A 24,454-nucleotide genomic window follows, 5' to 3' on the forward strand; every position below is an offset into this window, starting at 1 on the left:
GATTATGCTTCACCTAATTTGAGGAGCGATTGCTGCATCGATTTGATGCGGCCCAGAACTTCGACATTGGTTTCAAAGGCGCGCGAGGCCGACATCATGTCGGTCATCTCGGCTACCTGGTTGACGTTGGGGTAGAACACCATGCCGTCGGCATTGGCCATCGGGTGGCCCGGTTCGTATACCTTGCGCAGCGGCTCGTCGCTTTGCACCACGTCGAGCACCTGTACTCTTCCGCCGGCCCCGCTGGCGCCGGGGCCATCCATCACGGCCGCAAACACGGGTTTGCGCGCGCGGTAGGTTTCGCCTTCGGAACCGGCAACGGAATCGGCATTGGCCAGGTTGCTGGCGATGGTATTGAGGCGCACGGTTTGCGCCGCCATCGCCGAACCGGCGATCTTGGAAATATCCTGGAAGCTCATGCTGATCCTTATTGTCCGGAAATGGCCTTGGACAGACCCTTCAGTTTCATGTTGACGAAAGTGAGGCTGGTCTGGAAGTCGGTGGCATTCTGCGAGAACGCCGCCTGTTCGACGCCGATTTCGACGGTATTGCCGTCGCGGCTGGGGTGGTAGGGGACGCGGTACAGGGCGCTGGCATCGTCATCGGTCGACAGCAGGCCGGCCTCGTTGTCCTGCAATTGCTGCAGGGCGCTGCCGAAATCCATGTCCATGGCTTGGAAGCCGGGCGTGTTTTCATTGGCGATGTTGGCCGCCAGCACGCGCGTACGGTCGGCACGCAGCGCGAGTGCATCGGCGTGCACACCCAGCGCATCCTTGAAATTAATCCCCATGGTCATCCTTTGTGTTGAATTCGATCGTGCTTTTTGCGGTTCGGGCCAGAAAACAGGTGGTGCAGAGGTAAAATCCCAGCCAGGTCATGTTGACGCATGGTAAGGTCATGCCGCTTCAGTATCTTTGATTAAGGTTAGCAATGATTTACTTTGAGAACTATTCCGTGATGTGGAACAAGGCGCAATGTCGTCAAATACTGCTTCCAGGCATCTTTTTCCTGGCCAGCCTATATAGTAGTGCAGGTCGCGCAGAATTGCCAGCCGACAATATATTTTCACGTGTGGAACAGTTGGCGCGTGAGCAATTGGCGCAGCAGGCGGCCACGGCGGGACTGCTGGAACCGCAGTTCCAGGTGACCGTCGTGAAAAGCACGCGCCCCGTGCCGGCGTGCGCGGCGCCCGTCGCGCTGGAGATGGCGGACAGCCGTTCGGCGCAGCGCATGCGCTTTGTCGCGGTGTGTCCTGGAAGCAACGGTTGGCGTTACGAAATGCTGGCGCGCGGCAGTATCACGGCCCAGGTGGCCGTCACCAGCGTGCCCGTCACGGCCAATACGCCGTTGCAATCGGGCGACGTGACGTTGGCGCGGCGCGACGTGACGATGGTGCCCGACAGTATCGCCTCCTTGCCCGGCGCCATCGGTCTGTCGAGCCGGCGCAGCTTGCGTGCCGGCGAAGTGCTGCGCCAGGGGCAACTGGCGTCGCCCGTGCTGATCAAGCGGGGCAGTGCGGTCAGCATCGTGGCGCGCAAGGAGCAGGTGGAAGTGAGCATGGCAGGCGAAGCGATGGATCCGGGCGCGCTGGGCGAAGTGATCCGCGTGCGCAACGCCACCAGCGGCACGGTGATACGTGCCAGGGTGGTCGATGCGGGCGTGGTGGAACCGGCCGATATTGCCGGCCGTTAAGGAGATCAGTCTGCGGCGGCCGTGCGCTGCAGACGTGTTGCCAGCTGCGTCAGCTTGGCGGCGTAGTTGGGATCGGTGGCATAGCCGCCGCGCGCCAGGCCTTGCGCGAAGGCGCCCGCGTCGGCACCCGTGTTCAGGGCGGCGCGGTAGCGCGGGTTGTCGAGCAACACTTGCGCATAGTCGCGGAAGGCGCTGGCCTGGTCCGGGTAGCTGCGGAAACGCTCGGTTTTCTTCAGCGCCGTGCCGCTGCCCGCCTCGTATTCGGTGGTGACATTGCTGGCCACGTCGCCCTGCCATTTGCCGCCGGCCTTGATGCCGAACAGATTATTCGTGTCCGCGCCCGTGCCCTGGCGCAGCGGACGCTGGCCCCAGCCCGATTCCAGCGCCGCGTGGGCGGCGACGATTTCCGGCGCCACGCCCAGGCGCGCGCCCGTTTCTTGCGTCCATGGCTTGATCGAGGCGAGGAATTGCTGCTGTGTCTCGCCGATCTCGCCGCCCTGGTTGATGCTGCCCAGCACATTGACGGGCTGGCTTTGCTCCAGGTAGGCGCGTCCTTGCGGGCTCAGGCTGGTGGCGTTGCCGCCGCCCTGTTCGATGAAGCGGGCCACTTCCCCCTGCACTTGCCGGAACACACTGCTGAAGCTGCCGCCGGAGCCGGTGGCGTCGGTGGCGCGCATATTGCTCTGCACGGCGGATGTGGCCGCCGTCGATGGCGTCGCCGCCGTGGCGCGGGTGGTCAGGAAATCAGCCTGGCGCATACGTATCTTCCTCGCCATGCAGCACGCGCTGCATGATGCTGTACTGCTCTGTTAATAAATCGCTGTTGCGGGCATTCAGGCGCTTGCATTCGAGCACCATCTGTTCGAGCGCGGCCCAGTCGCGCTGGGCGGTCGTACGCGCGTCTTGTTGCAATAGTGCAAATAATTGCGCCATATCGCCTTGCGGGCCCAGCAGGGCAGTGACGAGGCTGACCCGCTGGCGGCGGCGCGCATCGAGCGGCTCGACGGCGGCGATGACCTGGTCGGCCAGCGCCGTCAGCCGGGCGCTCTGGTGGTGCAAGGTGGCCTGGAATTGCTCTTCCAATAAGGTTTGCAGTGCCGCATAGCCGGCGCGATCCTCCGTCATGCCTAGCAGCACGCGGCGCACGGCTTCCTGGCGCGTGATGCCCTTGCGCGGCGCGGTCACGATTCACCGCCGTGGAAACGCTGGATCAAGCCTGCCAGTTTCGATGGATCGAACGGCAATTCGCCCTTGGCCAGCGCATCGCGCAGCATGGCCACTCTTTCATGGTCGATCTCGGGCATGGCACGCAGGGCGGCCATGGCCGGTTGCAGCACGGCCGATTGCAGTTCCGCGCCGGCCGACGAGCCGCCCATGGCGCCAGCGGCGCCCGCGTTCTCGGCGATCGCCTCGGCAGGCGCGACGGCGCTGCTGCGCACGGCAGCACCGGTATTGCCGGAGGAGATTTTCATACGTTGTCCCTTGCCCTTAATTTGCATGCTCGTCCCGATCTTTCTTTGCGGGCAGGCCCAGTTTTTCGCGCAGCCGCTGCAGGGTACCGGAGTCCGGTTCACCCACCTGCAATTCGTCGCCTTGCGGCTTTTGTCCGGCCATGCCGAACATGGCGGCGATGCTGTCGGCCTGGCCACGCGTCAATATTAACAGTTCGATGCGGCGGTTGATGCCGGCGCTGGCATTTTTCACGTCCAGCGGCGCGCGGTCGGCCATGCCCACCACTTGCAGCACGCTGTCCGGACTCATGCTGCCGATCAACAATTGCGCGCGCGCCGACATGGCGCGGTTGGCCGACAGGGTCCAGTTCGAAAAGCCTTCATAGCCCGTATTGGCGTATTGCATCGAGTCCGTGTGGCCGACGATCAGCATCTGGTTTTCCATTTGCGCAAACACAGGGCCCATCTGGCGCAGCAGCTTGCGGAAGCGGTCGGTCGGCACGGCGCTGCCGCGCACGAACATGCCTTGCTTGTCCGTATCATGCAGCATGACACGCAAGCCGTACGGCGTGATCACCGACTGCAAATTGCTCTTCAGTCCCGCTTCGTCGCTGAGCTTGTCGAGCGCGCGCGACAGCGACAGCAAGTCTTCCGGCGACTGGTAGCTGACCTTGGTCTGGTTTTGCGGCGCGGCGCCGGCCTTGCCGTCCTGCATCTGCTTGCCTTCCGTGCGCGTGTCGCCCGAACCCTTGCGGGGCATGGGGAAGCGCTCGATCAGGCTGCCGCGCGGACCGCCGCTCTGTTCCGGCATGACGCCCTGGCCTTCGCCCTGGCGGCTGCTGGCCGACGCATCCATCATGATTTCCTTCATCGCCTGCTGCTCGCGCGCGGCCATCAGCCACAGCACGAGGAACAGCGACAGCAAGGCCAGGCAAAAGTCGGCGAACGCTACTTTCCAGGCGCCGCCATGGCCATCGTCGTCGTGCTTGCGTCCCGCACGCTTGATGATGGCCTGTTCATGTTTCTCATGCGGCTTTAGCACGGCGGCCTCCCCGGCCTTGGCCTTGCTCTTGTTCGGCGCCGCCATCTTCCAGCGCATTGATCCAGCTTTCCAGCTGGGCGAAGCTCGGCTTGATGTTCAGCTGCACCAGGCGGCGGCCCGCATCGATGGCCAGCAGGGGGGGCTTGCCCGCCACGTGCGTGACCAGCACGACCTTCACGCATTCCATGGTCGAGCCTTCCTCGCCCACCAGCTGTTTCATCATGTTGCACATCGGATCGAGCACGCCGTAGCAGAAGAAAATACCGATGAAGGTACCGACCATGGCGGCACCCACTTTTTCGGAAATTTCCGCCGCATCGGCGCCGTCGGCCACGGAATTCATGGCCATCACGATACCGAGAACGGCGGCCAGAATACCGAAACCGGGCATGGCTTCGGCGATCTTGTGCAAGGACTTCGACGGTTGCAGCAGTTCGTCGTGGATGGCTTCGAGTTCCTGCTCCAGCACGCCTTCGAGTTCATGCGCGTTGATCTTGCCCATCGCCATCAAACGGAAGTTGTCGACGATGAAGGCCAGCAGCTTCGGCTCTTCCAGCACCAGCGGATAGCGCTGGAACAGGGCGCTTTCGCGCGGCGCCTCGACGTGGGCGTCGAGCGCCTTCAGGCCGCCGGCGGCCGTTTGCAGCAGTTCATACATCAGCAGCAGCAACTGGCGCTGGAATTCCGAGCCTTGCTTCTTGTGCGTGACGATCTTGCGCATCTGGTGCAGCATTTCACCGAGTACATGCTTCGGGTTGCCCAGCACCAGGGCGCCGACGGCGGCGCCGATGATGATGATCAGCTCGACCGGTTGCCAGATCGCGTGGACGGTGCCGCCCATCAGGGCGAAGCCTCCGAATACACACCCCATCACGATTAAGATACCGATAATTACCATGTCAACTGCCTTTCTGCGTCATTGTGCTGCGTCAATTTGATGGATAGTGCTGAAACTTATGCGTCTTGCAGCATGGCTTTCATCTTGCCCAGCGCCGTCTTGTTGAGCTGGCAGACGCGGGCGTCGCTCAGGTCCAGGACGGCGGCTATTTCTTTGTAGCTCAGTTCGAATTCGTAATACATCTGGATCACGCGCTGCTCGCGTTCGTCGAGCGCACGCAAGGCCTGCTCCAGGCTGCGCCGCACCATCAATTGTTCTTCCGGGCTTGGTGCGCTGTCGGCCTGTCCCAGGCTTTCCTGCAGCACCTCGTCGAAACTGGCGATCAGCTCGGCGTTTTCCGCCAATTGATATTCCTGGAAGGCTTCCGGCGTCAGCTTCAGGGCGGCCATGATTTCCGCTTCCAGCGGCTCGCGCCCCAGGCGGCGGGTCAGGGCGCGCACGCTGTCGCGCAGGCGGTGGCTTTCCTGGCGCACGGCGCGCGGACGCCAGTCCTGGCGCCGCAGTTCGTCGAGGATGGCGCCACGGATGCGCAGGCTGGCATAGCTGCCGAAAGACTGGTCCGGCACGCCGTAGCGGCGCAAGGCTTCGAGCAAGCCCATCAGGCCGATCTGTTCCATGTCGTCGCGGTCGATGGCGCCCGACACCTGCGAATTGAGCTGGCGCACGATGCGTTTGACCAGAGGGGAGTATGCCACCAGATGTTGTTGCTCTTCAGCAACGCTGAGCACGGCCGCGCAAGCGCTGGCGGCGGCATATTCGCCGGCGCCGTACGCTTCCTGGTATTGCTCTACATAGGCCAAGGGATCTCCCACTAGGTCGGCTGGCGTGTTGGCTTATTCAATGATCAGCTTGCCGACCATGACTTCGGTGAACGGTTTTTCCATTTGTTCGCGCTCGTAGCTGACGTTGAAGGCCTTGTTGATCTGCTCGGCATATTGTTCCACGGTCATGGTCTGCGCCTTGTCCAGCGGAAAGCTCGACAGGGTGCTGACGGCGATCGAACGCATCAGCGGCAAATGGTCCTTCGTCAGTTTTTCCTTTTCCTCGGTGGTGGCGATCACCAGGTCGGCCGACAGATAATGCGTTTCGCCGTCGCCTGGGCCGCGGCGCAGCATCACGATGACTTTGTCGAGCGTGAGGAACTTGCGTGCCTTCTTGCCCGTGGCCGGCGGCGGCGGGGCTTTCGCTTCGGCGGCATCGGCATGGCCGGCGACCGGCTTGGCCAGATACCACATGGCGCCGCCAGCCGCGCCAGCGGCCAGCACGGCCACGCCGACAAAGCCGGCTATCAGTTTCATTTTCATATTCATCAGGCGCTCTCTCGCTCGTGCATGGCGTAAGTGGTGGCGGCAGTGCTGCCGTCGGACAGGGCGCGGCCCGGCTCGGCATCATCGTGCTGGCGGCCCGGTTGACGCTGGCCGCGCGCGTCGCCCTCGGCAAACGCCTGGGCGGCGGGGCTGCGCGGGGTGGCGCTGATATTGACGGCCACGTCGGTGTACTGGCGCTGCGCCAGGTCGCTGCGCATGTTTTCGCCGATGCCTTGCAATTGGCGCAACACTTCCGAGTTCGATGCCGTGACGTTCACCTGCAGCGTGCCGGCCGTGTGGCGGATGGAAATTTCAATGCGTCCCAGCATGGGCGGGTCGAGGCGGATCGTCGCGTGTTCGCTGTTGCGGCCGATCTGCGTCTGCAGGCGTTCGCCCAGCGCTTCGCGCAGCGGTTCCTGCCATTGCTGGGCTGGGCCGTTGAGCTTGATGGTGTCGCCGGCCGCGGCCGCCGTGGCCGTATTGCCGACCGCGCCCGCCAGGCCCAGGTTGGGCGTGGCTGGCGCCACGTTCGCGGCGCCACGTTCGCCTTCGCGCGCGGCAACGGCAGGGGCGGCGACGGCCGTGGCCGGAGCGCTTTGCTGCAGCAGCGATTCGAACGGCTGTGCCGGCGCGGTGCCTTTGGCGGGCGCCGCCGGATTGGCGGCGGCCAGCGGCTCGCGCGTGTCGCGGCCTGGCGCTGGCGCCGTTGCCGGCGCGTTCAAGGTGATCGCCGCCGGATGCAGGCTGATGTTGAGCGCAGGGTTGGCTTGCGCCACATTTGCCTGCACTTGTGTCTGTGCTTGTGTCTGTACTTGCGCCTGCGCGTAGGCGCGTGCTTCGGCCGCGGCGGCGTCCGCCGGCGGCAGCATGCTCACCGGCAAGCCGATGACGGGCGCGGCCATGGCTGGCAAGCTGCTGTCGGTCTGGCTATCGCTATCGCCGTCCTTGGCGGGCGCGGGCGTGCCGGCGTCGGCCGTCTCCCCGCCCGTCACATCGAGCACCTGCGCAAACAGGGGCAGGGCGGAAGGGGCGGCGCCATTGGCGGCATAGCCTGGCGTGCCAGGCAAGGCAGCGGCTTGTGACGGCGCTGGCGCCGGTGCTGGTGCGGATGCCGCAGGGGCCGCCGGTGCCGGAGCGGCCGGTGCCTTGTTGAAGTTCATGATCATGCTTGATTCCCGTCCGAGTCGTATTCGCCGAGCGCGGCGTAGGCGACCCAACCTTCCTTATTTGCCTGTAATGCACCCAGGTGTTGACCCAGGCGTTCTTTTTCCTCAGAGCAAATTTTAACCGCTTGCGCGTGAATTTTGCGCAAATGCAACAATTCTGTTTGTTCCAGCGCATTCCATGCGCCACGTTCGGCCAGCAGCGGGATGTTTTTCGCCAGGCTGGCCGAGAGTTTTTCCATCGCATCCCAGTCCGGCTGAGCGACTGCCGCGCTCAATTGCCGGCTCAGCTGCTGCAGCGCCGCGCGCCTAGGCATTGTTGGCCTGGACGCCCACCCAGCCGCGCTTGATGGTCGTCATCAAGGTCGTCACTTCGTCGATCAGGGTAGGGTCCAGCTTGATGCCGGCCGTGTACAGGCGCGCCACGCAATAGTCGTACAGGCGCGCCAGGTTGACGACCACTTCGCCGCCATTGTCGAAATCGAGCGAACTCGACAAACCGTTGATGATTTGCGTGCACTTGTCCAGGCTGATGGCCTTTTGCTCGTAGCGCTTGCCCACGATGTGCCCGCGCGCGCGCGCCAGTTCTTCCAGCAGGCCGTCCGTCAGCACCAGTACCAGCTCGACCGGTGTGGCGCGGGCGGTCTGGGAATCCAGGTTGACGGCGTGGTAGCTGCCGTAAGCTTCATTGTTCAACATTATTATCTTCTCGCTATGTTAACGTGGCGCGGTGCTGCAGGCACGCTCGCCTTAGGATTTGTCGTTGCCGAACATGGCATCGAACATGTCGGAATTGCGCGTCATTTGCTCTTGCAATACCTGCAGGCGGGAAAACTGGTCCAGGAAACGGTTGTACGCCGTGTTGTACTGATTGGTCAGGCGCTCGCTGCTCTGGGCCAGGCTTTTCTGCAACTTGTCCGTCGCTGCCATGCGTTGGGTGATCTGGCCTTTGGTGACATTGCTCCACTGTCCCAGCACCTTGTCCAGACCGCCGAGCACGCCCGCTGGCGCCGACAGGCTGTTATTGCCGAACAGTTTGTCCAGGCCGCCAGGATTGTCCGCCAGCTTGGCCGTCAGCTTGGCGGTATTGAGGCTGATCGTGCCGTCGCGCTGGGCGGTAATGCCATACGCCACCAGCGATACGCCATCGACGCTCAGGCGCAAGGCATCGCCCATGCTCGAGCGCAGGGCGTTCAGGCCGGAGTCGTGGGCAAAGAGGCCGGCGGCGATGTTCTTTTCCGGATTGCCGGGACTGGCCAGGCCATCCATCACGCTTTTCAGCTTGTTGTAGGCGTCGACGAAGGCTTGCACATTGGCGATGGTGCCCGTGCTATCGGTGCCGACGGTCACGGTGACCGGGCTCTCGCCAGCGCTCATGGCCTTGGTGAACGTCATTTTCACGTCGGGCACGTTGGTGAAGGTATTCGATGCCTGGGTGATTTTGGTGCCGGTGCCCTGGGCGCCCAGCCAGACGATGGCATCCTTGGGCTCGACGAGGGTTTTCTTGTCGCTCTGCAGCGCTGTCTGCAGCCCCGAATCCGTCACGCTGCTGGTGTCGATCGAGACGGCATTCGCGGCGCCGGTGAGCGTCGACGTCAGCACCAGTTGCGCCTGGTTACCGATATTGATGACGGAAGCGGTGACGCGCGCATTATTCTTGCTGTTGCCATTGATGGCGGCGGCTATTTCCTGCGGCGTCAAATAGGCGTCGCCATCCTTGTTGGCGGCGGCCAGGTCGATGTCGAAGGCGTTGTCGGCGGTCACGGCGGCCAGCGGGTCGCCGATGCGGATGGTCATGGCGCCGCCGTTGGCAGGCATGGTGTTGCTCAAGCCGCCATACGAAGTCTGGCCGGCCGTGGCCAGTTGTTCCACAAAGAATGCGTAGCTGCCCGGCGCCGCCTTGATGCCGGCCGTGCCCGTGCCATACGCGGTATTGCTGAAGGTGGCGGACTGGCTCAGCACGGATTTGCTGGACGTCATGGACGACATCGCCAGCTGGAATGCCGAGATGGCCGATTTCAGGTTACCCAGCGCGCTGGAGGTATTGCTGGCCAGCGCGGTCTGCGCAGCCAGGGCGGCCTGTTGCGCCGCTACCGACTTGGTCGCCAGATTTTTTGCGGTGACGATCGGATCGTATTGCGGTGCAGTAATTACGTTTGCCATGCCAGACTCCTGAATAAAGGGATATACCGGTACAAGGCGACCCCCATTCCCGTTTCGTGAAGTTTTCCTGAAAGAAACTTACACAAACTCATTTTACCTGTCCGCGGAACCAGAATTGCGTCGCCAGTTCGTCTTGTCGCTTGGCATCGACACGTTGTTGCTCGTTTGCAACATGCTTTTGTTTTTGTGTCAGCACCTGGTCCAGCACCTCGCGCTTGGCCCACGCCGTATTCAGCGCGCGTTGCGAAACGGCCATGTTGGCTTCGTGCAAATGCAAGTCGGTACGGTGCTGGTCGGCCATCTGCATGACGGCTTGCTTGAAGTTGCCGCAGTTGACGGACAGGGCCAGGGGCAGGGCGCCGCTGGGGCCGCTATCCGTGTACAGGCCCGTCAGGCGCTCCAGGTTTTTCTGGTAGCGCTCGCGCACGGCCGTCTGCGCCGCCATTTCGCTTTGCAGGCGTTCCACTTCGGTGCTGCGCAGGCCGACCAGGGTGGTCAGGTTGCGGATGGTATGCGCGTTGCTCACGTATGCTCCTAGCCCATGATCTGTTCAAGTTGTTCGATGCACGGCGCCATCGGCGCTTCTTCCTTGGTGCCTTGGCACAGGAACGCTTCGATGGGCGCGTGCAACTGCACGGCGCGGTCGGTGATCGGGTCGGCGCCGGGCACGTAGGCGCCCAGCGGGATCAGATCGCGCACGCGCGCATGGCGCGCCATCGACGCTTTCAGCGCGCGCGACGCCTGCATGTGGGTGGGCGTGATCACCTGGGCCATGCAGCGGCTGATCGAGGCGGCGATGTCGATGGCGGGGTAGTGGCCCCGCTCGGCCAGCTCGCGCGTGAGCACGATGTGGCCGTCGAGAATCGCGCGCGCCGTGTCGACCACCGGGTCCTGCTGGTCGTCGCCTTCGGCCAGCACCGTGTAGATGGCGCTCATGCTGCCTTCCGGGTGGGCGCCATTGCCGGCGCTTTCCACCAGTTGCGGCAAGTTCGAGAAGACGGACGGCGGATAGCCGCGCGTGGCCGGCGGCTCGCCCAGGGCCAGCGCCACTTCGCGCAAGGCCATCGCATAGCGCGTCAGCGAATCGACCAGCAGCAGCACGTGCTTGCCCTGGTCGCGGTAATGGGCGGCGATCGAATGGCACAGTTCGGTTGCCATGATGCGCATCAGCGGCGATTCATCGGCCGGCGCGATCACCAGCACGGCCTTTTTGAGACCTTCGGCGCCCAGCGACTTTTCCACAAATTCGCGCACTTCGCGGCCCCGCTCGCCGATCAGGCCGACGACGACGACATCGGCCACCGTCTGGCGCGTGATCAGGCCCAGCAGCACGCTCTTGCCCACGCCGGAACCGGCCATCAGGCCCACGCGCTGGCCCTTGCCCAGGGTCAGCATGCTGTTGATGGCGCGTACGCCCACGTCGAGCGGTTCGACCACCGGTTGTTTCTTCAGGGGATTGACCTTCGGTGGCGTTACTTCCAGGACGTGTTCGCCGCCGAGGCGGCCCAGGTCGTCGATCGGCTCGCCGAGGCCATTGACCATGCGGCCCAGCCACGACGGGCCGATCTGCAGGCTGGCCTTGTCGGGCAGGGGCAGGACCCTTGCGCCCGTGGTCAGGCCCGTCGCCTTCTTGAACGGCATCAGGTAGGACAGTTTTTCGCGGAAACCGACGACTTGCGCATCGAGCCACTCGCCGCTCACAGTTTCAATTTGACAACGCTGGCCCGTGTGCAGACGGCAGCCGGCGCTTTCCAGCAGCAGGCCGGAAGCGCCGACCAGGCGACCGGTCGGTGTCGCGACCGGGATATCGCCGATCTCGAAGCTGCGCAGCGTGTCGGCGATCATGCAGGCGCGCCTTGATCCGCGTGTTCGGCGGCCAGCGCCAGGTGGCTGCTGACCTGCTCCATGCAGGCCGACAGGCGCTGATGGCAGCCCGCGTCGACTTCATTGTCGCCCGCCTTGATGCGGCATTCGCCTGCGTCGAGGCGCGCGTCGGCGATCAGGTTCCAGCGTTTGGCGCGCTTCGGATCGAGTTCGCTGATGCGTTTCAATTCTTCCGGATTGAGGAAGACGTCGATTTCCTCGCGCGTGGGCGGCATCGAGGCCAGGGTCTCGTCGACCAGGGCCAGCAATTGCACCGGCTGCAGCGCCAGTTCCGCGCGGATCACCTGGCGCGCCACCTTGGCCACCAGGTCGACCACTTCCTTGCGCTGCGCTTCGCGGTAATCGGCGCGTACTTTTTTCAGGTCGCGCAAGATGGCGTCGACGGGGCGGGCCAGGCGGTCCAGCGCCACCAGGGTTTCATTGCGGCCTTCTTCGCGGCCCTGCGCCATGCCATCGTTGCGTCCGGTGTCGTAGCCGTCTTGCTGGCCTTGCACGAGGCCCACTTCGTAGCCGTCGCGCTGGCCCTGCTCGAAACCTTCCGAGACGGACGCCTGCCACTGACCATCCGTGTCCTCGTTGGAGGCACGCTGGCCGGCGGCGATGAATTGCGACAGCGGCGGGAAACGATACGAGCGGAAGTGTTTCATTCGATCACCGCTTCAGCAAACAGTTGCACTTCGATCTCGCCCGCATCGGCGAGGCCCTTGACGGTGGCCATGATTTCCTGGCGCGTCTGTTCGATACGCGACAGCGGCACGGGGCCGGAACGGCGCATCATGTCTTCGAAGCTCTGTGCCTGGCGGCGCGGCATGGTTTTCAGCACGGCGTCGCGGATCGACGGTTCCGCGCCCTTGAGGGCGATCGCCCATTGTTCCATCGGCACGTCTTCCAGGATGCGCGTGAGCGTGACATCGCTCTGCGTGGCCAGGATCAGGAAGTCGTACATGCTCAGTTCGATTTCCGAGACGACGTCCGGGTCGTGCGCGCGCAGCAGTTCGACCAGCGCGGCGCGGTTGCCCGGCATGCGGTTGAGGATCTCGGCCGCCTGGCGGATGCCTTCCACGCTGGTGCTTTGCGTGTCGAGCGTGCCCAGGCAGCGGCCCACCAGTTCGTCGAGCTCGACCAGCAGGTCGCGGTCGATCTCGTCCAGGCGCGCCAGGTTCAGCAAGACCAGGTCGCGGCCTTCGACGGGCAGTGCGTCGAGAATCTGGCCGGCCAGCGCGGGTGGCAAAAAGGCCAGGAACACGGCTTGCATCTGCACGTGCTCGTTGACGATGTATTCGGCCAGCCATTTCGGCGAGGCCCACTGCAGGCGCGCCATTTTGGGGCGGATCGCATCGCCATAAATATTGTTCAGCACGCTATTCGCGATATCGCTGCCCAGCGCCATGTCCAGCGAGCGCTTCAGGTAGCTGCGCGAGGCGCCATGCACGCCGCTTTGCTGGCGGTAGTCGTCGAAGAAGGTCTGCATGGCCGTTTTCACGGATTCGACCTTGATGCCGCTCATGCGCGACATCACTTGCGTGACTTCCAGCAATTCTTCACGCGACAGGCAGCGCAGCACGTTGGCGGCCTGTTCTTCGCCGATGCTCAGCAGCACGATGGCGGCCTGTTCCACGGGAGTCAGACTGGCGCTTTCGTATTCGGCACCGTCGGAGGGATTACTGTTGTTGAGTTCGGCCATTTTTCTGCATCCATTGTTTGACGACTTCGGCGACACGCTCGGGTTCTTTTTCAGCCAGCACTTTCAGGTGGTCGACCATCACGTCGACCGCCGAGCCTGGCGGCGGCAAGTCATAGTTTTCCAGCAGCGGCACGACCGGCATGTTGCCGGCGCCGGCCTCGCCTTCGAGCGCCAGCGGGTTGCCGTTCACGCCCAGGGCCGGCGCGGCGGCAACGGTTGCGCCATTCGTACCGGCGGCGGCGCTGCTGCCGCCCAGCGCCAGGGCTGGATCGAGCTGTTTCAGTGGCGGCGGCGCCAGGCGCGAGGTCAGCAGGCGCAGCAGCGGACGCAGGATCAGGAAGTAGCCGAGCACGGCGCCCAGCGCGTACAGCAGCCAGCTGCTGAAATCGACGACGGTGTCGCGCTCTTCCCACCATTGCGCGACAGGCGGCTTGGCAGGGAAGGCCAGTGCCGTCAGGCTCAGGCTGTCGCCGCGCTGGGCGTTGATGCCCAGGCCGCTGGTCAGCATTTTTTCGATATTACCCAGTTCAGCAGGGGTCCAGCCTGTTTTCGGATTCGGTGCGGCTGCGCTGTTGAGGACGACGGCGACGCTGAGTTTTTCCAGGCGGCCACGGCTGCGCTTGATCTGCGTGATGCTGCGGTCATACGCGTACTGGCGCGTGGTGGCGTTCTTGCGGGCCGTGCCATCGTCGGACGGCTTCGGTGCGCCATCGGCCGGTGCGGCGCCGGCGGCGTCGGCCGGTGCCGGCACGGCGGCCGCTGGCGGACGGTTCGACAGGCTGCCGGGAATGCCGGCCACGGTGCGGTTGCGTTCCTGCTCTTCGCGCATCGCCTCGCTCGTCACTTTCGGGGCTTCGCCGTATTTTTCCAGCGTTTCATCGACGCGGTCGTTGTTCACGGCGGCCGTCACGCTGAGCTTGAAGTTGTCTTCGCCGATGACGGGACCCAGCAAGCCTGTGACGTTGCGGCGGATCTCATCCTGGAAGCGTTTCGCGCCTTCATTGCCAGCGGCCGAAGCGTCGAAGCCGTCCGTCAGGTCGACGTGCGAGGACAGCAGGTTGCCGCCCTGGTCGACCAGGCTCACGCGCGTAGGCGCCAGGCTGGCGACGCTGCCGGCCACCATGTTGATGACGGCGGCGATCTGTTCCGGCGCCAAGGTGCGGCCCGGTTTCAGCGCCACGACGACGGAGGCAGACGATTTGTCGCCATCGCTGGCGACGAACGATGTCGACTTGGCGATCGACAGATGGACGCGCGCCGAAGCGATCGCGTCCATCGTCATGATGCTTTGCGACAGCTCGCCTTCCAGGCCGCGGCGGAAGCGCACGTCCTGCACGAACTGCGACACGCCCAGCGGGTCATTCTTGTCCATCAGCTCCAGGCCGGCCGGCAGCTGCGCCGTCACGCCTTTCGAGGCGAGCAGCATGCGCACCTTGCCCAGCATGGCGTCGGGCACCAGCACTTGGCCGCTGTCCGGATGCAGGCGGTAGGGGATGTGCTCGGCGTCCAGGGTGGCCATCATGTCCGTTACGGCCACTTTTTCGCGCGCGCCAAACACCGGCTTGTAGTTGGCCTGGTCGCGCCACGCGTACATGGTCACCATGGCGGTGATGCCGATGGCCAGCACGACGATGGGAACCAGGTTTTTCAGCAGGGCGGGCGGGATGGCGGGCTGGGCGCCAGGGCGCCAGCGCGCAAATGCGGACTTCATGGTGGTAATCACTTGGGGTAACTTTCGCTGGGAGGCTGGGCGTGGATCAGGACGTGAAGATTACAGAGGCAGTTTGATGAGTTCGTCGACGGCGCCCATGACCTTGTTGCGCACTTGCATCAACATGGAGAAGGACAGGCTCGCTTCCTGGCTGGCCAGCATGGCGCCGACCATGTCGTCGCTCTTGCCGCTGTCGACGTCGCTCATTTTCTGCGCGGCCAGGCGGTCGTCGCCGTTGACCTTGCCGATGGCGTCTTTCATGCTTTGTGCAAACGAGAAGCCGGATTGTTCCGGTGCGCCGAACTGGGCGGCGGGCATGATGCTGGCGCCCAGGGCGTGCGCGTCATTGCTCAGTGCTGCCAGATCGGCCTTGATCAGACCTGCGAGTTCGTTGCTCATCTTGCCCTCTACTTTCAATATGCGGTGACGTATCAATCAGAAATTACTGGTTTGCCATTCCGGCAGGCATTACATTGAATGCCATCTTGCCCGGCCCGATTTCAATTGGGCCCATCAGTTTTATCAGTTGCCACACCATCCGCTCAGCAGATTCAAACAAACCCGGCAGACCTGCGCCGACATGATTTACATGGCCATGACAACTAATGATTATCTGATAAAAGTTTCTTCTGGTGGCAATAAGAGGAGCTGGGAACTGCCATAAAAACCGGAATCAGGTAAGCGGAATGGCGCACTGCAAATCACTATTTTCTCGCTATAAGCTTACCTCGGGGCAACTATAAAGTAAAGAGAGGATTGCCTCAAGGAATATTGATACATGGCAATATTTGGCTTTTTCATGTATTGTTCAGCACCGTAGCCATCGAGCATGCGATACGATGCGCAATCGTTTGCTTGCAGACCTGTCGGCAAGGCCAAGATGATGCTGTATTTAATTTCGGGCGATCCGTATAATTTGTTCTGCCACCGCAATACCGACATGACCACTACATGACAATCATTACCAAGACAGATCAAACTGTGCGCCATCAAGTCCTCGATTCCTGTCTGCTTGGACGCCCTGTCCATTTGCTGCATGTATTCGGCGCACAGCTGCGCGACGACCTGGCCGTGGCCCTGCGCCAGCCGATGAGCCGTCGCTACTGGGGCAATTTCCAGATCGACGCCGTGACCTTGTCGCGCGTGGAGAACGAAGACAGCGTGAACCGCTGGCTGAGTTTTTCCACGCCGGCCGGCCAGCCGGGCTTTGCGCTCGAACGGCAGATACTGTTGAGCGTGCTGAACTATCGCTACGGTAGTGCCGGCGCCAAGGGCGCGCTGCCCGATCCGGCGCAAGTGCGCGTGACGGCAACGGAAGAGCGCCTCGCTGTGGTGCTGGGACAACAGTTGGTCCACAGTTTGTTCACCCGCATCCACAAGAACCTGCAAACCCTGGGCAAGAGCAGCGACATCGACACCACTGCCGAGGTCGCCGTGCAGTCCGGCGTGCACCCGGCACGCGGCAGCTGGATCGTCACCGTGGCGCTCAGCGACGTCGAAGCGGGGCAGAGCGGCCAGTTCTGGTTCTCGCTGGACAAGCGCCTGATGGCCGACGTGCTGCGCGGCCTGCTGCCCGAGCGCGCGCAAGCGAAGAAAGCCTTGCGCGGCAGCGTACGCCCGCTCGCTTCGCGCCTGCAAGTGACCCTGGAAGGCCGGCTCGTCAGCAAGCAGGTGCAGCTGGGCGCCTTGTTCGACCTGCGCGTGGGCGACGTGATTCCAGTCAGCCTGAGCCGTACCGACGTCATGCTTGACGACTCCCGTTTATTTACAGCGGCTGTTTCCGAACACAAGGGCAAGCTCTGTTTAACCTCATTTGAAGATGTCGAATAATATGAATATCACCGATACCAACCAGAGCGAAACCCTGCTGGAAGACCTGGGCGATGACATGATCATCGACCAGGGCGACGTCTCCGACGTGGCCAGCACCCGCGCGCGCCGCGACATTCCGCAAATGATGCGCAAGATTCCCGTCACCCTGACACTGGAAGTGGGCTCGGCCCGCATCTCGCTGGAAGAGTTGATGGCCATCGGCCCGGAAAGCGTGATCGAACTCGACATGCTGGCCGGCGAACCGCTGGTGATCAAGGTCAACGGCACGCCGATCGGCCGTGCCGAAGTGGTGGTGGCCGGCGAGAACTATGGCCTGAAAGTCATCGACCTTGACGGCCTCAATCTCGACCTGATGACAGCATGAAGCTGGCGGTACCCGGCTTGAGCCGGCGCCGCGGCGCGCTGGCTGCCGCGCTGGCTGTCCCTGTTCTGATGCTGTGCTGCGGCGCGGCCGGCGCGCAGGACCTGCTCGCCGGCGTGGTGCCAGGCGCGAAGACCGACCTGTCGGTGAAGATGCAGATCCTCGTCGTCATGACCCTGCTCGGGCTGCTGCCCGTGATGGTCATGATGATGACCAGCTTTACCCGCTTCGTCATCGTGCTGTCGCTGCTGCGCCAGGCCCTCGGCCTGCAGCAGGGCTTGCCCAACCGTATCGTCACCGGCATCGCCCTGATTCTCACCTTGCTGGTCATGCGTCCCATCGGCGACCAGGTGTGGAAGGAAGCGTTCGTGCCGTACGACCGCGACCAGATCGGCATGCAGGAAGCCTTGAAAATTGCCGAAGTGCCCATTTCGCGCTTCATGCTGGCGCAGACGAGCAAGGCCGCGCTGGCGCAGATCGCGCACCTGGCCGGCGAACCGTCGAGCATGCGTCCGCAAGACCATAGTTTCACGGTCAAGCTGGCCGCGTTTGTATTGTCCGAACTCAAGACGGCGTTCCAGATCGGCTGCATGCTGTTCATCCCCTTCCTCATCATCGACCTGGTGGTGGCGTCCGTGCTGATGGCCATGGGCATGATGATGCTGTCGCCGCTCGTCATCTCGCTGCCGTTCAAGCTGCTGCTGTTCGTGCTCGTCGATGGCTGGACCCTGACCGTCAACACCTTAGTTACCAGCATACAGGGCTATTGACCGATGTTTACCCCTGAAGTCGCCGTCGACCTGATCATCGAAGCATTGCATGTCGTCATGCTGCTGGTGGTGATCCTGGTCGTGCCGGGTTTGCTCATGGGCTTGCTGGTCGCGCTGGTGCAGGCGGCCACATCGATCAATGAACAGACCATGAGTTTCCTGCCGCGCCTGCTGGTCACCCTGCTGGCCCTGATCCTGGCCGGACGCTGGATGGCCGGTTACCTGATGGATTATTGCGTGTCCATTTTTCAGCGCGCCGCCACCCTGGTCGGATAGCACCGCGCCATGGATCAGATTTTCAATCAGGTGCTGCCGTTTCTGCTGGCCGTGTGGTGGCCGTTCTGCCGCATCCTGGCCATGCTCAGCGCCTCGCCCGTGATCGGCGACGCGATGGTGCCCGTTCCCGTGCGGGTGCTGCTGTCGCTGGTGCTGGCGATCCTGATGCTGCCCGTGATGCAGGCATCTGGCGTGTCGCAGGAGTTGCTGAAGATCGATCCGTTTTCCCTGCACGCCCTCGTCGCCACCCTGGAGCAGGCCATCATCGGCTTCGTCCTTGGCCTGGCTTTCCACTTCGCCATGTCCGTCATGTCGGTGCTCGGCTACCTCGTGTCGAGCCAGGTGGGCTTTTCCATGGCCGTCATGAACGATCCGCTCAACGGCACCTCGTCGGACGTGATCACGGGTTTGCTCACCATCATGTGCATGATCGTGTTTTTCGCCATCGATGGCCACCTCGTGCTGACGGGCGTGATCGGCGCCAGTTTCACGGCCTGGCCCGTGGGGCAGGGCTACGGGCCGCTGCTGCTGCAGACGGTGGCGTACAACGTGGCATGGATCTTCGCCGCCGCCATGCTGCTGGCCTTGCCCATCGTCTTTTCCACCATGGTGGTGCAGCTTGGCTTTGGCTTCCTGAATCGGGTGGCGCCGTCGCTGAACCTGTTTTCGCTGGGTTTTTCCATGATCACCATGTTCGGCCTGCTGATGCTGATACAGATCGTGCGCTTTATCCCGGAGCACTATGTCGCCATGACGAACCGCGTGCTCGACATGATCCAGGAACAAATGCGGGTGGCCCATGGCGGATAGCAGCACGGGCGACAAAACAGAAAAGGCTTCAGCACAGAAGCTGAAGAAATCGCGCCAGGAAGGGCAGGTGGTGCGTTCGCGCGACCTGTCGACGGCGCTGGGCATCCTGATCAGCATGAAGGTCTTCATTTACCTGCTGCCCGGTTATCTGGTCAGCTTTCGCGAACTGTTCGCCATGTCCTTCATGCCGCTCGACAGCAAGGGCGCGCTGGAAAATGCCATGTCGATGGCGTTTACCACGTCGGTGGGCTTGCTGATCAAGATGATCGTGCCGCTGTTCTGCGTGCCTTTGTTCGTCGTGCTCGGCTCCTTGATCCCTGGCGGCTGGGTCATCAGCACGAAGAACTGGGCGCCGAAGATGGAGCGCCTGAGCCCGGCCAAGAACCTGGGCCGCCTCGTGTCGCCCAAGCACGGCTTTGAATTCGGCTTGTCGATCGCCAAGGCCGCCGTGCTGGGCATGGTACTCGTGCACGTGAGCCGCTCCAGCCTGACGCAGTACGTGGATTTGCAACACCGGCCCCTGCAGCAGGCCATGCTCGATGGCTCGGCGCTGATGCTCGACGGCCTGATGGCGCTCATTTCCGTCTTCGTGCTGTTTGCCATCATCGACGTGCCGGCGCAGGCGTTTTTCTTTGCCCGCAACCAGCGCATGAGCAAGCAGGACGTCAAGGAAGAACATAAAAGCAGCGAAGGGCGGCCCGAAGTGCGCCAGCGCATCCGCCAGCTGCAGCAGCAGATCGGCCGGCGCAGCGTGCGCAAGACCGTGCCCGACGCCGACGTGGTGATCGTCAATCCCGAGCATTACGCCGTCGCATTGAAGTATGACCAGGACCGCGCCGAGGCGCCGTTCGTCGTTGCCAAGGGCGTCGACGAGATGGCGCTGTATATCCGGCAAGTGGCGAAGGAACACAATATCGAAACGCTGGAGTTGCCGCCGCTGGCGCGCGCCATCTACAACACCAGCCAGGTGCAGCAGCAGATTCCCGTGCAGCTGTACCAGGCCGTGTCGCAGGTGCTTAACTACATACTGCAGCTGAAAGCATTCCGTACTGGGCAGCGCGCCGCCCAGCCCCCATTTCCCACCGAGGTGGTCGTGCCATCTCATTTGAGCGAGGTAGTACCTTCATGAATTTCCTGAACCGGTTGGTTGCCGAAATGCGCCGCCACAAGTTCGCCACGCCGCTGTTCCTGCTGGTGATCCTGGCGATGATCATCTTGCCGCTGCCGCCCGTGCTGCTCGATATCTTGTTCACTTTCAATATCGTGCTGGCACTGATCGTCATCCTCGTCAGCGTGTCGGCCAAGCGGCCGCTCGATTTCTCCGTCTTCCCGACGGTGATCCTGGCCACCACCATGCTCAGGCTGACCCTGAACGTGGCGTCGACGCGCGTGGTGTTGCTGCACGGCCATACGGGCGCGGATGCGGCCGGTAAGGTGATCGAGGCGTTTGGTAACGTGGTGATCGGCGGTAACTTCGTCGTCGGTATCGTGGTCTTCGTGATCTTGATGATCATCAACTTCGCCGTCGTTACCAAGGGTGCCGAGCGCATCTCGGAAGTGTCGGCGCGCTTTACCCTCGATGCCTTGCCGGGCAAGCAGATGGCGATCGACGCCGACCTGAACGCCGGCCTGATCAACCAGGAAAAAGCCCAGATCCGCCGCAAGGACGTGGCCGCCGAAGCGGATTTCTATGGCGCCATGGACGGCGCGTCGAAGTTCGTGCGTGGCGACGCCGTCGCCAGTATCCTGATCTTGATCATCAACATGGTCGGCGGCGTGGCCATCGGCTCGCTGATGCACGACCTGTCGTTCGGCGACGCTTTCCGCCAGTACGCACTGCTGACCATCGGTGATGGCCTGGTGGCGCAGATCCCGGCGCTGCTGCTGTCGGCCGCGGCCGCCATCCTGGTGACCCGTATCAGCGATTCGGGCGATTTCGAACAGCAAGTGGCAGGCCAGGTGCTGACCTCGCCAACGGTGATCTACAGCGCGGCCGGCATGATGGTGGCGCTGGCCTTGATTCCGGGCATGCCGTGGTTCATGTTCATGACCTTTGCGGCCGTGCTGGCCTTCGTGGCCTGGCGCCTGACCAAGCGCGTGAAGGGGCCCGATGCGGCCGGCATGGCGGCCATCGAGGCGGCCTTGCGCGATGACAAGCCTGCCGAACTCGAGTGGCAGCAATTGCCGGCCGTGCAGCCGCTGATGGTGATGCTCGGCTACAAGCTGGTCGGCATGGTGGATAAGACGCAAGGCGAACCGCTGAACAAGCGCGTCAAGGGCGTGCGCCAGAGCCTGTCCGAATCGATGGGCTTGCTGCTGCCGAATATCGGCGTGCGCGACGACCTGGCCCTGAAGCCGTCGCAGTACGCGATCGTGCTGTCGGGCACCGTGGTGGCGCAGGCGGAGGTGCAGGCCGACCGCCTGATGGCGATCCCGTCGCCGAACGTATATGGCCAGCTCGACGGCATTCCCGGCATCGAGCCGGCCTACGGCATGCCCGTCACGTGGATCGAACCGAGCGAAAAGGCCCATGCGCTGGGTCTCGGCTACCAGGTCATCGAGGCGCCCAGCGTGATCGCCACGCACTTGTCGAAGATGGTGCGCGAATACTTGCCGGAACTGTTCCGCCACGAAGACGTGTCGAACATGATGGAGCGCCTGACGGCCCTGTCGCCGAAACTGGCCGGTGCGCTGGACAAGGCGCTGACGCACACGCAGCTGCTGCGCGTATTCCGCGTCTTGCTGGCGGAAAATGTGTCACTGAAGGATATCGTGCCCATCGCCACCACCTTGCTCGACAGTTCGGAAACGACCAAGGATCCGATCCTGCTGGCGGCCGAAGTGCGCTGTGCGCTGCGGCGCCAGATCGTCAGCGGCCTGTTCGGCCAGAAGATGGAAATGCAGGCGTTTAACCTGGGCGGCGAACTGGAAAACATGCTGCTTGGTTCCCTGAACCAGGCGCGCCAGTCGGGCAAGGTGACCCTCGATAACTATCCGATCGACCCGCATCTGCTGTCGCAGCTGCAAGTAAACATGCCGGTGGCGCGCGAGCAGATGAAGCAGCAGGCTACGCCGCCGCTGCTGCTGGTGCTGCCGCAGATCCGCCCGCTGCTGGCCCGCTATGCGCGCCTGTTCGCGCCTGGCTTGCACGTGCTGTCGTACAATGAAATCCCGGAAAACCGCGAAGTGAGCATCATCGGTACGGTGGGGTAAAATGAAAAAACGGCGCTTCGGGCGCCGTTTTTTATGCCGCGTCAATCCTGCTCGTCGATGGGCGGCAGCAGCTCGTGCTCCTGGCCATCGGCCAGCAGCAGCACGGTGGCCGATGGCGCCGTGTCTTCCTCGTCGCCATAGTCGTAACCGAACGGCGCCGCCACTTCCTTCGAGACGATGACGGGCTCCTCCTCGGTTTCAGCGGCGGGGGCTTGGGGCGCATCGGGATCGGCCGCCACTTCCGCTTCCGGCTGCGTCAGCAGCAGGGCTACCTCGGCCATGGCGCGAAACAGGGGCAGCGACAGCGAGGCTGCGCCCGCCTGCATCGGGTAATTGCCGTGCACGCGCTGCGCATGCAGCTGGCGGTTCAGGCGGCAGCGCACCAGGCGCAGGCCCGCGCGCCGCACGGCGTCGGCGATCTCGGGCAGGGCCAGGCGCAGATGGCGCAGCGCGGCTTCCTCGTCGGCGGCCAGTTCCAGCAGCACGCCGTCGCCGGACGGCTCCATCTGGATCACGACCCGGCCGATGCCGATGATGATCAGTTCGACGCGCAGCGCCACCTTGCCGCGCCGTCTCGGCGTTGCTTCTTCGTCTTCGTCGCCGGCCAGTACGCGCAGCAGCAGGCGCTGGCCGCCCCAGCCATACACGGCAAAGCGCCACGCTTCGCTGTCAACCGTCAACGGTGGACGGGCGCCTTCGCGCAGCAGGGCCGGCTGCTGTTCGGCCATGAACAAATTGCCCGGCACGTGCTGGCCGCGCGCCTGTTCCTGCAGGGCCGCATATTGTTCGCCATAGGTCCTGACCATCACGCGCCACGAGGCGGCCAGCTGCGCCGCGTCGGGCGGCTGCCAGATCAGCTGGCGCGTGAAGAACAGCTGGTTGACCTGCATGGCGCTGCTGTCGCGCGGCAGGGCGCCGCCCGTACCATCGGCATTGGGTTTAATGAGGGACGCCAGGCTGTCCTGTCCCTTCTGCTGCAGCTGGGCGGGCAGAGTGCCGGCGTCGGGCGCGGGCGCCATGTAGGGACCGATCGGCACCAGCGGCTGGACCACGCCCGGCACCATCGGCGTAGCGGGGCTGACGTCGAAGCGCTGGGTAATCAGGGGCACCGGATTGCCCGATGCAATGCGGTCTATCGCCATGCCATTGCTTCCTGCTGATACATATTCATCCGATCTGCCATCGCGCCCTGCCGGTAATTATTGTAGTAAAGAGAGAATCAGCTTGCTCATGCTCTGGCTTTGCTTGAGCATTGCCGTGCTTGCTTGCAGCAGCATTTGCGCCGAGGTCATGTTGGCGCTTTCGGCCGCGTAGTCGACATCCATGATGCGGCCGATGGCGGCCTTGGTGTTGGTGACCATGTTGGACAGGTTATTGTAGATGTGTCCGAGCCGGTTCGCGGTGGCGCCCAGCGCCGAGCGCACGCTGCCGACCTTGTCGACGGCGGCCGCCAGCATGTCAATCATGCCGTTGGCGCTGCTGTTGCTGGCAAATTCGCTGCCGGCGGTGGCGCCTGGCGCGAAATTGACGGAGATCGCCTGTAGTGCCGCGTTGAGCGCGCCCATGTCGCCCGCCACGCTGAACTGCATGGTTTCGCTGCCGGTGGCGCCGATCTGAAACGTCAGGGCTTGCGACAGGGTGCCCATGCCGGCACTGCCGTTGCCCAGCAATAAAGTGCCGCCGTAGCGGGTGTTCGTCATCACGTTGTACAGTTCGGCGCCCAGCGCATCGTATTCGCCCTGCATGGCCTCGCGGTCCTTCTGGTTCGACGAGGCGTCAGCTGCCTGGGTGGCCAGGTCCTTCATGCGCACCAGCATGCTGGTGACTTCGCCAAACGCGCCTTCGGCCGTCTGCAGCAGGGAAGTACTGTTTTGCGTGTTGCGCATGGCCACCGCCATGCCGCTGGTCTGGGCGCTCAGCCGGGTAGCGATCTGCAAGCCGGCAGCGTCGTCCATGGCCGAGTTGATGCGAAAGCCCGTGGAGAGGCGCGTCATCGACGTCGACAGCATTTGCTGTGCCCAGCCCATGGCCCGCTGGGCTGACAGTGCGGCAGTATTGGTATGAATGCTCAGCACGCGGCGGCTCCAGTAGGCGATTGTTCGGTGTTCTACCTTGTATAGGCGACTATGCCGGCAACATCGTTAAACGTGATGGCAATTTAGTTCAATATGCCGGAAAAGCCAGGAACTGCAGACG

At 63.2% G+C, this 24,454-nt stretch carries 29 protein-coding genes; 8 read left to right on the forward strand and 21 right to left on the reverse strand.

Annotated elements, in window-relative coordinates:
- Positions 1-2 precede the first annotated feature (2 nt).
- Both flgC and flgB read right to left on the reverse strand, forming a co-directional pair.
- Positions 3-419, reverse strand: coding sequence for a flagellar basal body rod protein FlgC (gene flgC / locus V3C40_RS15145; protein ID WP_034757795.1), 417 nt, complete (start codon positions 417-419; stop codon positions 3-5).
- Between the two features lie 8 nt (positions 420-427).
- Entirely contained in the window at positions 428-790 is a 363-nt protein-coding gene (flgB, locus tag V3C40_RS15150; RefSeq protein WP_034758109.1) for a flagellar basal body rod protein FlgB, read from the reverse strand.
- A 281-nt stretch (positions 791-1,071) separates the two neighbouring features.
- Between flgB and flgA the strand changes: the two genes are divergently transcribed.
- Complete coding sequence (flgA, locus tag V3C40_RS15155) at positions 1,072-1,692, forward strand: flagellar basal body P-ring formation chaperone FlgA (RefSeq protein ID WP_331777870.1); 621 nt, start codon at positions 1,072-1,074, stop codon at positions 1,690-1,692.
- 5 nt (positions 1,693-1,697) lie between these two features.
- Here the strand turns inward: flgA and V3C40_RS15160 are convergent, their stop codons facing one another.
- The 17 genes from V3C40_RS15160 to V3C40_RS15240 form a co-directional block, all read right to left on the reverse strand.
- A complete protein-coding gene (locus V3C40_RS15160; RefSeq protein ID WP_331777871.1) occupies positions 1,698-2,450 on the reverse strand; it encodes a glycoside hydrolase family 73 protein in 753 nt (250 codons plus the stop codon).
- On the reverse strand, positions 2,437-2,877 hold the full coding sequence (gene flgN, locus V3C40_RS15165) for a flagellar export chaperone FlgN (RefSeq protein ID WP_083292696.1): 441 nt from the start codon (positions 2,875-2,877) through the stop codon (positions 2,437-2,439). Before flgN ends, V3C40_RS15160 begins: the two co-directional genes overlap by 14 nt.
- Positions 2,874-3,164 (reverse strand): flagellar biosynthesis anti-sigma factor FlgM, encoded by a 291-nt coding sequence (gene flgM, locus V3C40_RS15170; RefSeq protein WP_034757812.1) that lies wholly within the window; start codon positions 3,162-3,164, stop codon positions 2,874-2,876. The genes flgN and flgM overlap by 4 nt, the downstream gene beginning before the upstream one ends.
- Positions 3,165-3,180: 16 nt before the next feature.
- The gene (locus tag V3C40_RS15175; protein WP_051991897.1) at positions 3,181-4,242 is read right to left on the reverse strand and encodes a flagellar motor protein MotB; all 1,062 of its coding nucleotides are present in this window, start codon (positions 4,240-4,242) and stop codon (positions 3,181-3,183) included.
- The gene (motA, locus tag V3C40_RS15180; RefSeq protein ID WP_034757817.1) at positions 4,169-5,083 is read right to left on the reverse strand and encodes a flagellar motor stator protein MotA; all 915 of its coding nucleotides are present in this window, start codon (positions 5,081-5,083) and stop codon (positions 4,169-4,171) included. The genes V3C40_RS15175 and motA overlap by 74 nt, the downstream gene beginning before the upstream one ends.
- 56 nt (positions 5,084-5,139) lie before the next feature.
- The gene (locus V3C40_RS15185; RefSeq protein WP_034757822.1) at positions 5,140-5,883 is read right to left on the reverse strand and encodes a FliA/WhiG family RNA polymerase sigma factor; all 744 of its coding nucleotides are present in this window, start codon (positions 5,881-5,883) and stop codon (positions 5,140-5,142) included.
- 33 nt (positions 5,884-5,916) lie between these two features.
- Positions 5,917-6,381 carry a flagellar basal body-associated FliL family protein gene (locus tag V3C40_RS15190; RefSeq protein WP_307788883.1) on the reverse strand — a complete coding sequence of 155 codons (465 nt, stop codon included), beginning with the start codon at positions 6,379-6,381 and terminating at the stop codon, positions 5,917-5,919.
- Positions 6,382-6,392: 11 nt separating this feature from the next.
- Positions 6,393-7,556, reverse strand: coding sequence for a flagellar hook-length control protein FliK (locus V3C40_RS15195; RefSeq protein WP_331777872.1), 1,164 nt, complete (start codon positions 7,554-7,556; stop codon positions 6,393-6,395).
- On the reverse strand, positions 7,553-7,831 hold the full coding sequence (locus tag V3C40_RS15200; protein ID WP_254671605.1) for a hypothetical protein: 279 nt from the start codon (positions 7,829-7,831) through the stop codon (positions 7,553-7,555). Before V3C40_RS15200 ends, V3C40_RS15195 begins: the two co-directional genes overlap by 4 nt.
- Before the next feature lie 31 nt (positions 7,832-7,862).
- A complete protein-coding gene (gene fliS / locus V3C40_RS15205; RefSeq protein WP_034757830.1) occupies positions 7,863-8,252 on the reverse strand; it encodes a flagellar export chaperone FliS in 390 nt (129 codons plus the stop codon).
- Positions 8,253-8,303: 51 nt separating this feature from the next.
- On the reverse strand, positions 8,304-9,716 hold the full coding sequence (gene fliD / locus V3C40_RS15210; RefSeq protein WP_034757833.1) for a flagellar filament capping protein FliD: 1,413 nt from the start codon (positions 9,714-9,716) through the stop codon (positions 8,304-8,306).
- A gap of 88 nt (positions 9,717-9,804) precedes the next feature.
- Positions 9,805-10,242: a flagellar export protein FliJ gene (locus V3C40_RS15215; protein WP_051991901.1), complete on the reverse strand. Its 438-nt coding sequence runs from the start codon at positions 10,240-10,242 to the stop codon at positions 9,805-9,807.
- An 8-nt stretch (positions 10,243-10,250) separates the two neighbouring features.
- The gene (fliI, locus tag V3C40_RS15220) at positions 10,251-11,561 is read right to left on the reverse strand and encodes a flagellar protein export ATPase FliI (RefSeq protein ID WP_072454560.1); all 1,311 of its coding nucleotides are present in this window, start codon (positions 11,559-11,561) and stop codon (positions 10,251-10,253) included.
- Complete coding sequence (gene fliH, locus V3C40_RS15225; RefSeq protein ID WP_034787861.1) at positions 11,558-12,247, reverse strand: flagellar assembly protein FliH; 690 nt, start codon at positions 12,245-12,247, stop codon at positions 11,558-11,560. The genes fliI and fliH overlap by 4 nt, the downstream gene beginning before the upstream one ends.
- Positions 12,244-13,284, reverse strand: coding sequence for a flagellar motor switch protein FliG (locus tag V3C40_RS15230; RefSeq protein ID WP_034757846.1), 1,041 nt, complete (start codon positions 13,282-13,284; stop codon positions 12,244-12,246). Before V3C40_RS15230 ends, fliH begins: the two co-directional genes overlap by 4 nt.
- Complete coding sequence (gene fliF, locus V3C40_RS15235; RefSeq protein WP_331777873.1) at positions 13,262-14,995, reverse strand: flagellar basal-body MS-ring/collar protein FliF; 1,734 nt, start codon at positions 14,993-14,995, stop codon at positions 13,262-13,264. Before fliF ends, V3C40_RS15230 begins: the two co-directional genes overlap by 23 nt.
- A 60-nt stretch (positions 14,996-15,055) precedes the next feature.
- Complete coding sequence (locus V3C40_RS15240; protein WP_331777874.1) at positions 15,056-15,394, reverse strand: flagellar hook-basal body complex protein FliE; 339 nt, start codon at positions 15,392-15,394, stop codon at positions 15,056-15,058.
- A gap of 552 nt (positions 15,395-15,946) precedes the next feature.
- On the opposite strand from V3C40_RS15240, the gene V3C40_RS15245 reads away from it, so the two are divergent.
- From V3C40_RS15245 to V3C40_RS15275, 7 genes are read left to right on the forward strand one after another with little or no spacing between them, the layout of a single operon-like run.
- On the forward strand, positions 15,947-16,825 hold the full coding sequence (locus tag V3C40_RS15245) for a FliM/FliN family flagellar motor switch protein (protein ID WP_070303089.1): 879 nt from the start codon (positions 15,947-15,949) through the stop codon (positions 16,823-16,825).
- A 1-nt stretch (position 16,826) separates the two neighbouring features.
- Positions 16,827-17,192, forward strand: a complete 366-nt coding sequence (locus V3C40_RS15250; protein WP_034757866.1) for a FliM/FliN family flagellar motor switch protein — start codon at positions 16,827-16,829, stop codon at positions 17,190-17,192.
- Entirely contained in the window at positions 17,189-17,959 is a 771-nt protein-coding gene (gene fliP, locus V3C40_RS15255; RefSeq protein ID WP_070303090.1) for a flagellar type III secretion system pore protein FliP, read from the forward strand. Before V3C40_RS15250 ends, fliP begins: the two co-directional genes overlap by 4 nt.
- 3 nt (positions 17,960-17,962) lie before the next feature.
- Positions 17,963-18,235 carry a flagellar biosynthetic protein FliQ gene (locus tag V3C40_RS15260; RefSeq protein ID WP_034757874.1) on the forward strand — a complete coding sequence of 91 codons (273 nt, stop codon included), beginning with the start codon at positions 17,963-17,965 and terminating at the stop codon, positions 18,233-18,235.
- A gap of 9 nt (positions 18,236-18,244) precedes the next feature.
- Entirely contained in the window at positions 18,245-19,045 is an 801-nt protein-coding gene (locus tag V3C40_RS15265) for a flagellar biosynthetic protein FliR (RefSeq protein ID WP_034757878.1), read from the forward strand.
- Positions 19,035-20,174 (forward strand): EscU/YscU/HrcU family type III secretion system export apparatus switch protein, encoded by a 1,140-nt coding sequence (locus V3C40_RS15270; RefSeq protein WP_034757880.1) that lies wholly within the window; start codon positions 19,035-19,037, stop codon positions 20,172-20,174. The genes V3C40_RS15265 and V3C40_RS15270 overlap by 11 nt, the downstream gene beginning before the upstream one ends.
- On the forward strand, positions 20,171-22,258 hold the full coding sequence (locus V3C40_RS15275) for a flagellar biosynthesis protein FlhA (protein WP_331777875.1): 2,088 nt from the start codon (positions 20,171-20,173) through the stop codon (positions 22,256-22,258). The genes V3C40_RS15270 and V3C40_RS15275 overlap by 4 nt, the downstream gene beginning before the upstream one ends.
- 41 nt (positions 22,259-22,299) lie before the next feature.
- Here the strand turns inward: V3C40_RS15275 and V3C40_RS15280 are convergent, their stop codons facing one another.
- Both V3C40_RS15280 and V3C40_RS15285 read right to left on the reverse strand, forming a co-directional pair.
- Positions 22,300-23,400, reverse strand: coding sequence for a hypothetical protein (locus V3C40_RS15280; protein WP_331777876.1), 1,101 nt, complete (start codon positions 23,398-23,400; stop codon positions 22,300-22,302).
- A gap of 57 nt (positions 23,401-23,457) precedes the next feature.
- A complete protein-coding gene (locus tag V3C40_RS15285) occupies positions 23,458-24,333 on the reverse strand; it encodes a flagellin N-terminal helical domain-containing protein (RefSeq protein ID WP_034757885.1) in 876 nt (291 codons plus the stop codon).
- Between the last annotated feature and the right edge of the window lie 121 nt (positions 24,334-24,454).

This window comes from Janthinobacterium sp. LS2A, from assembly GCF_036543145.1.
In the GTDB taxonomy this organism is placed as follows: Bacteria; Pseudomonadota; Gammaproteobacteria; order Burkholderiales; family Burkholderiaceae_D; genus Janthinobacterium; species Janthinobacterium aestuarii.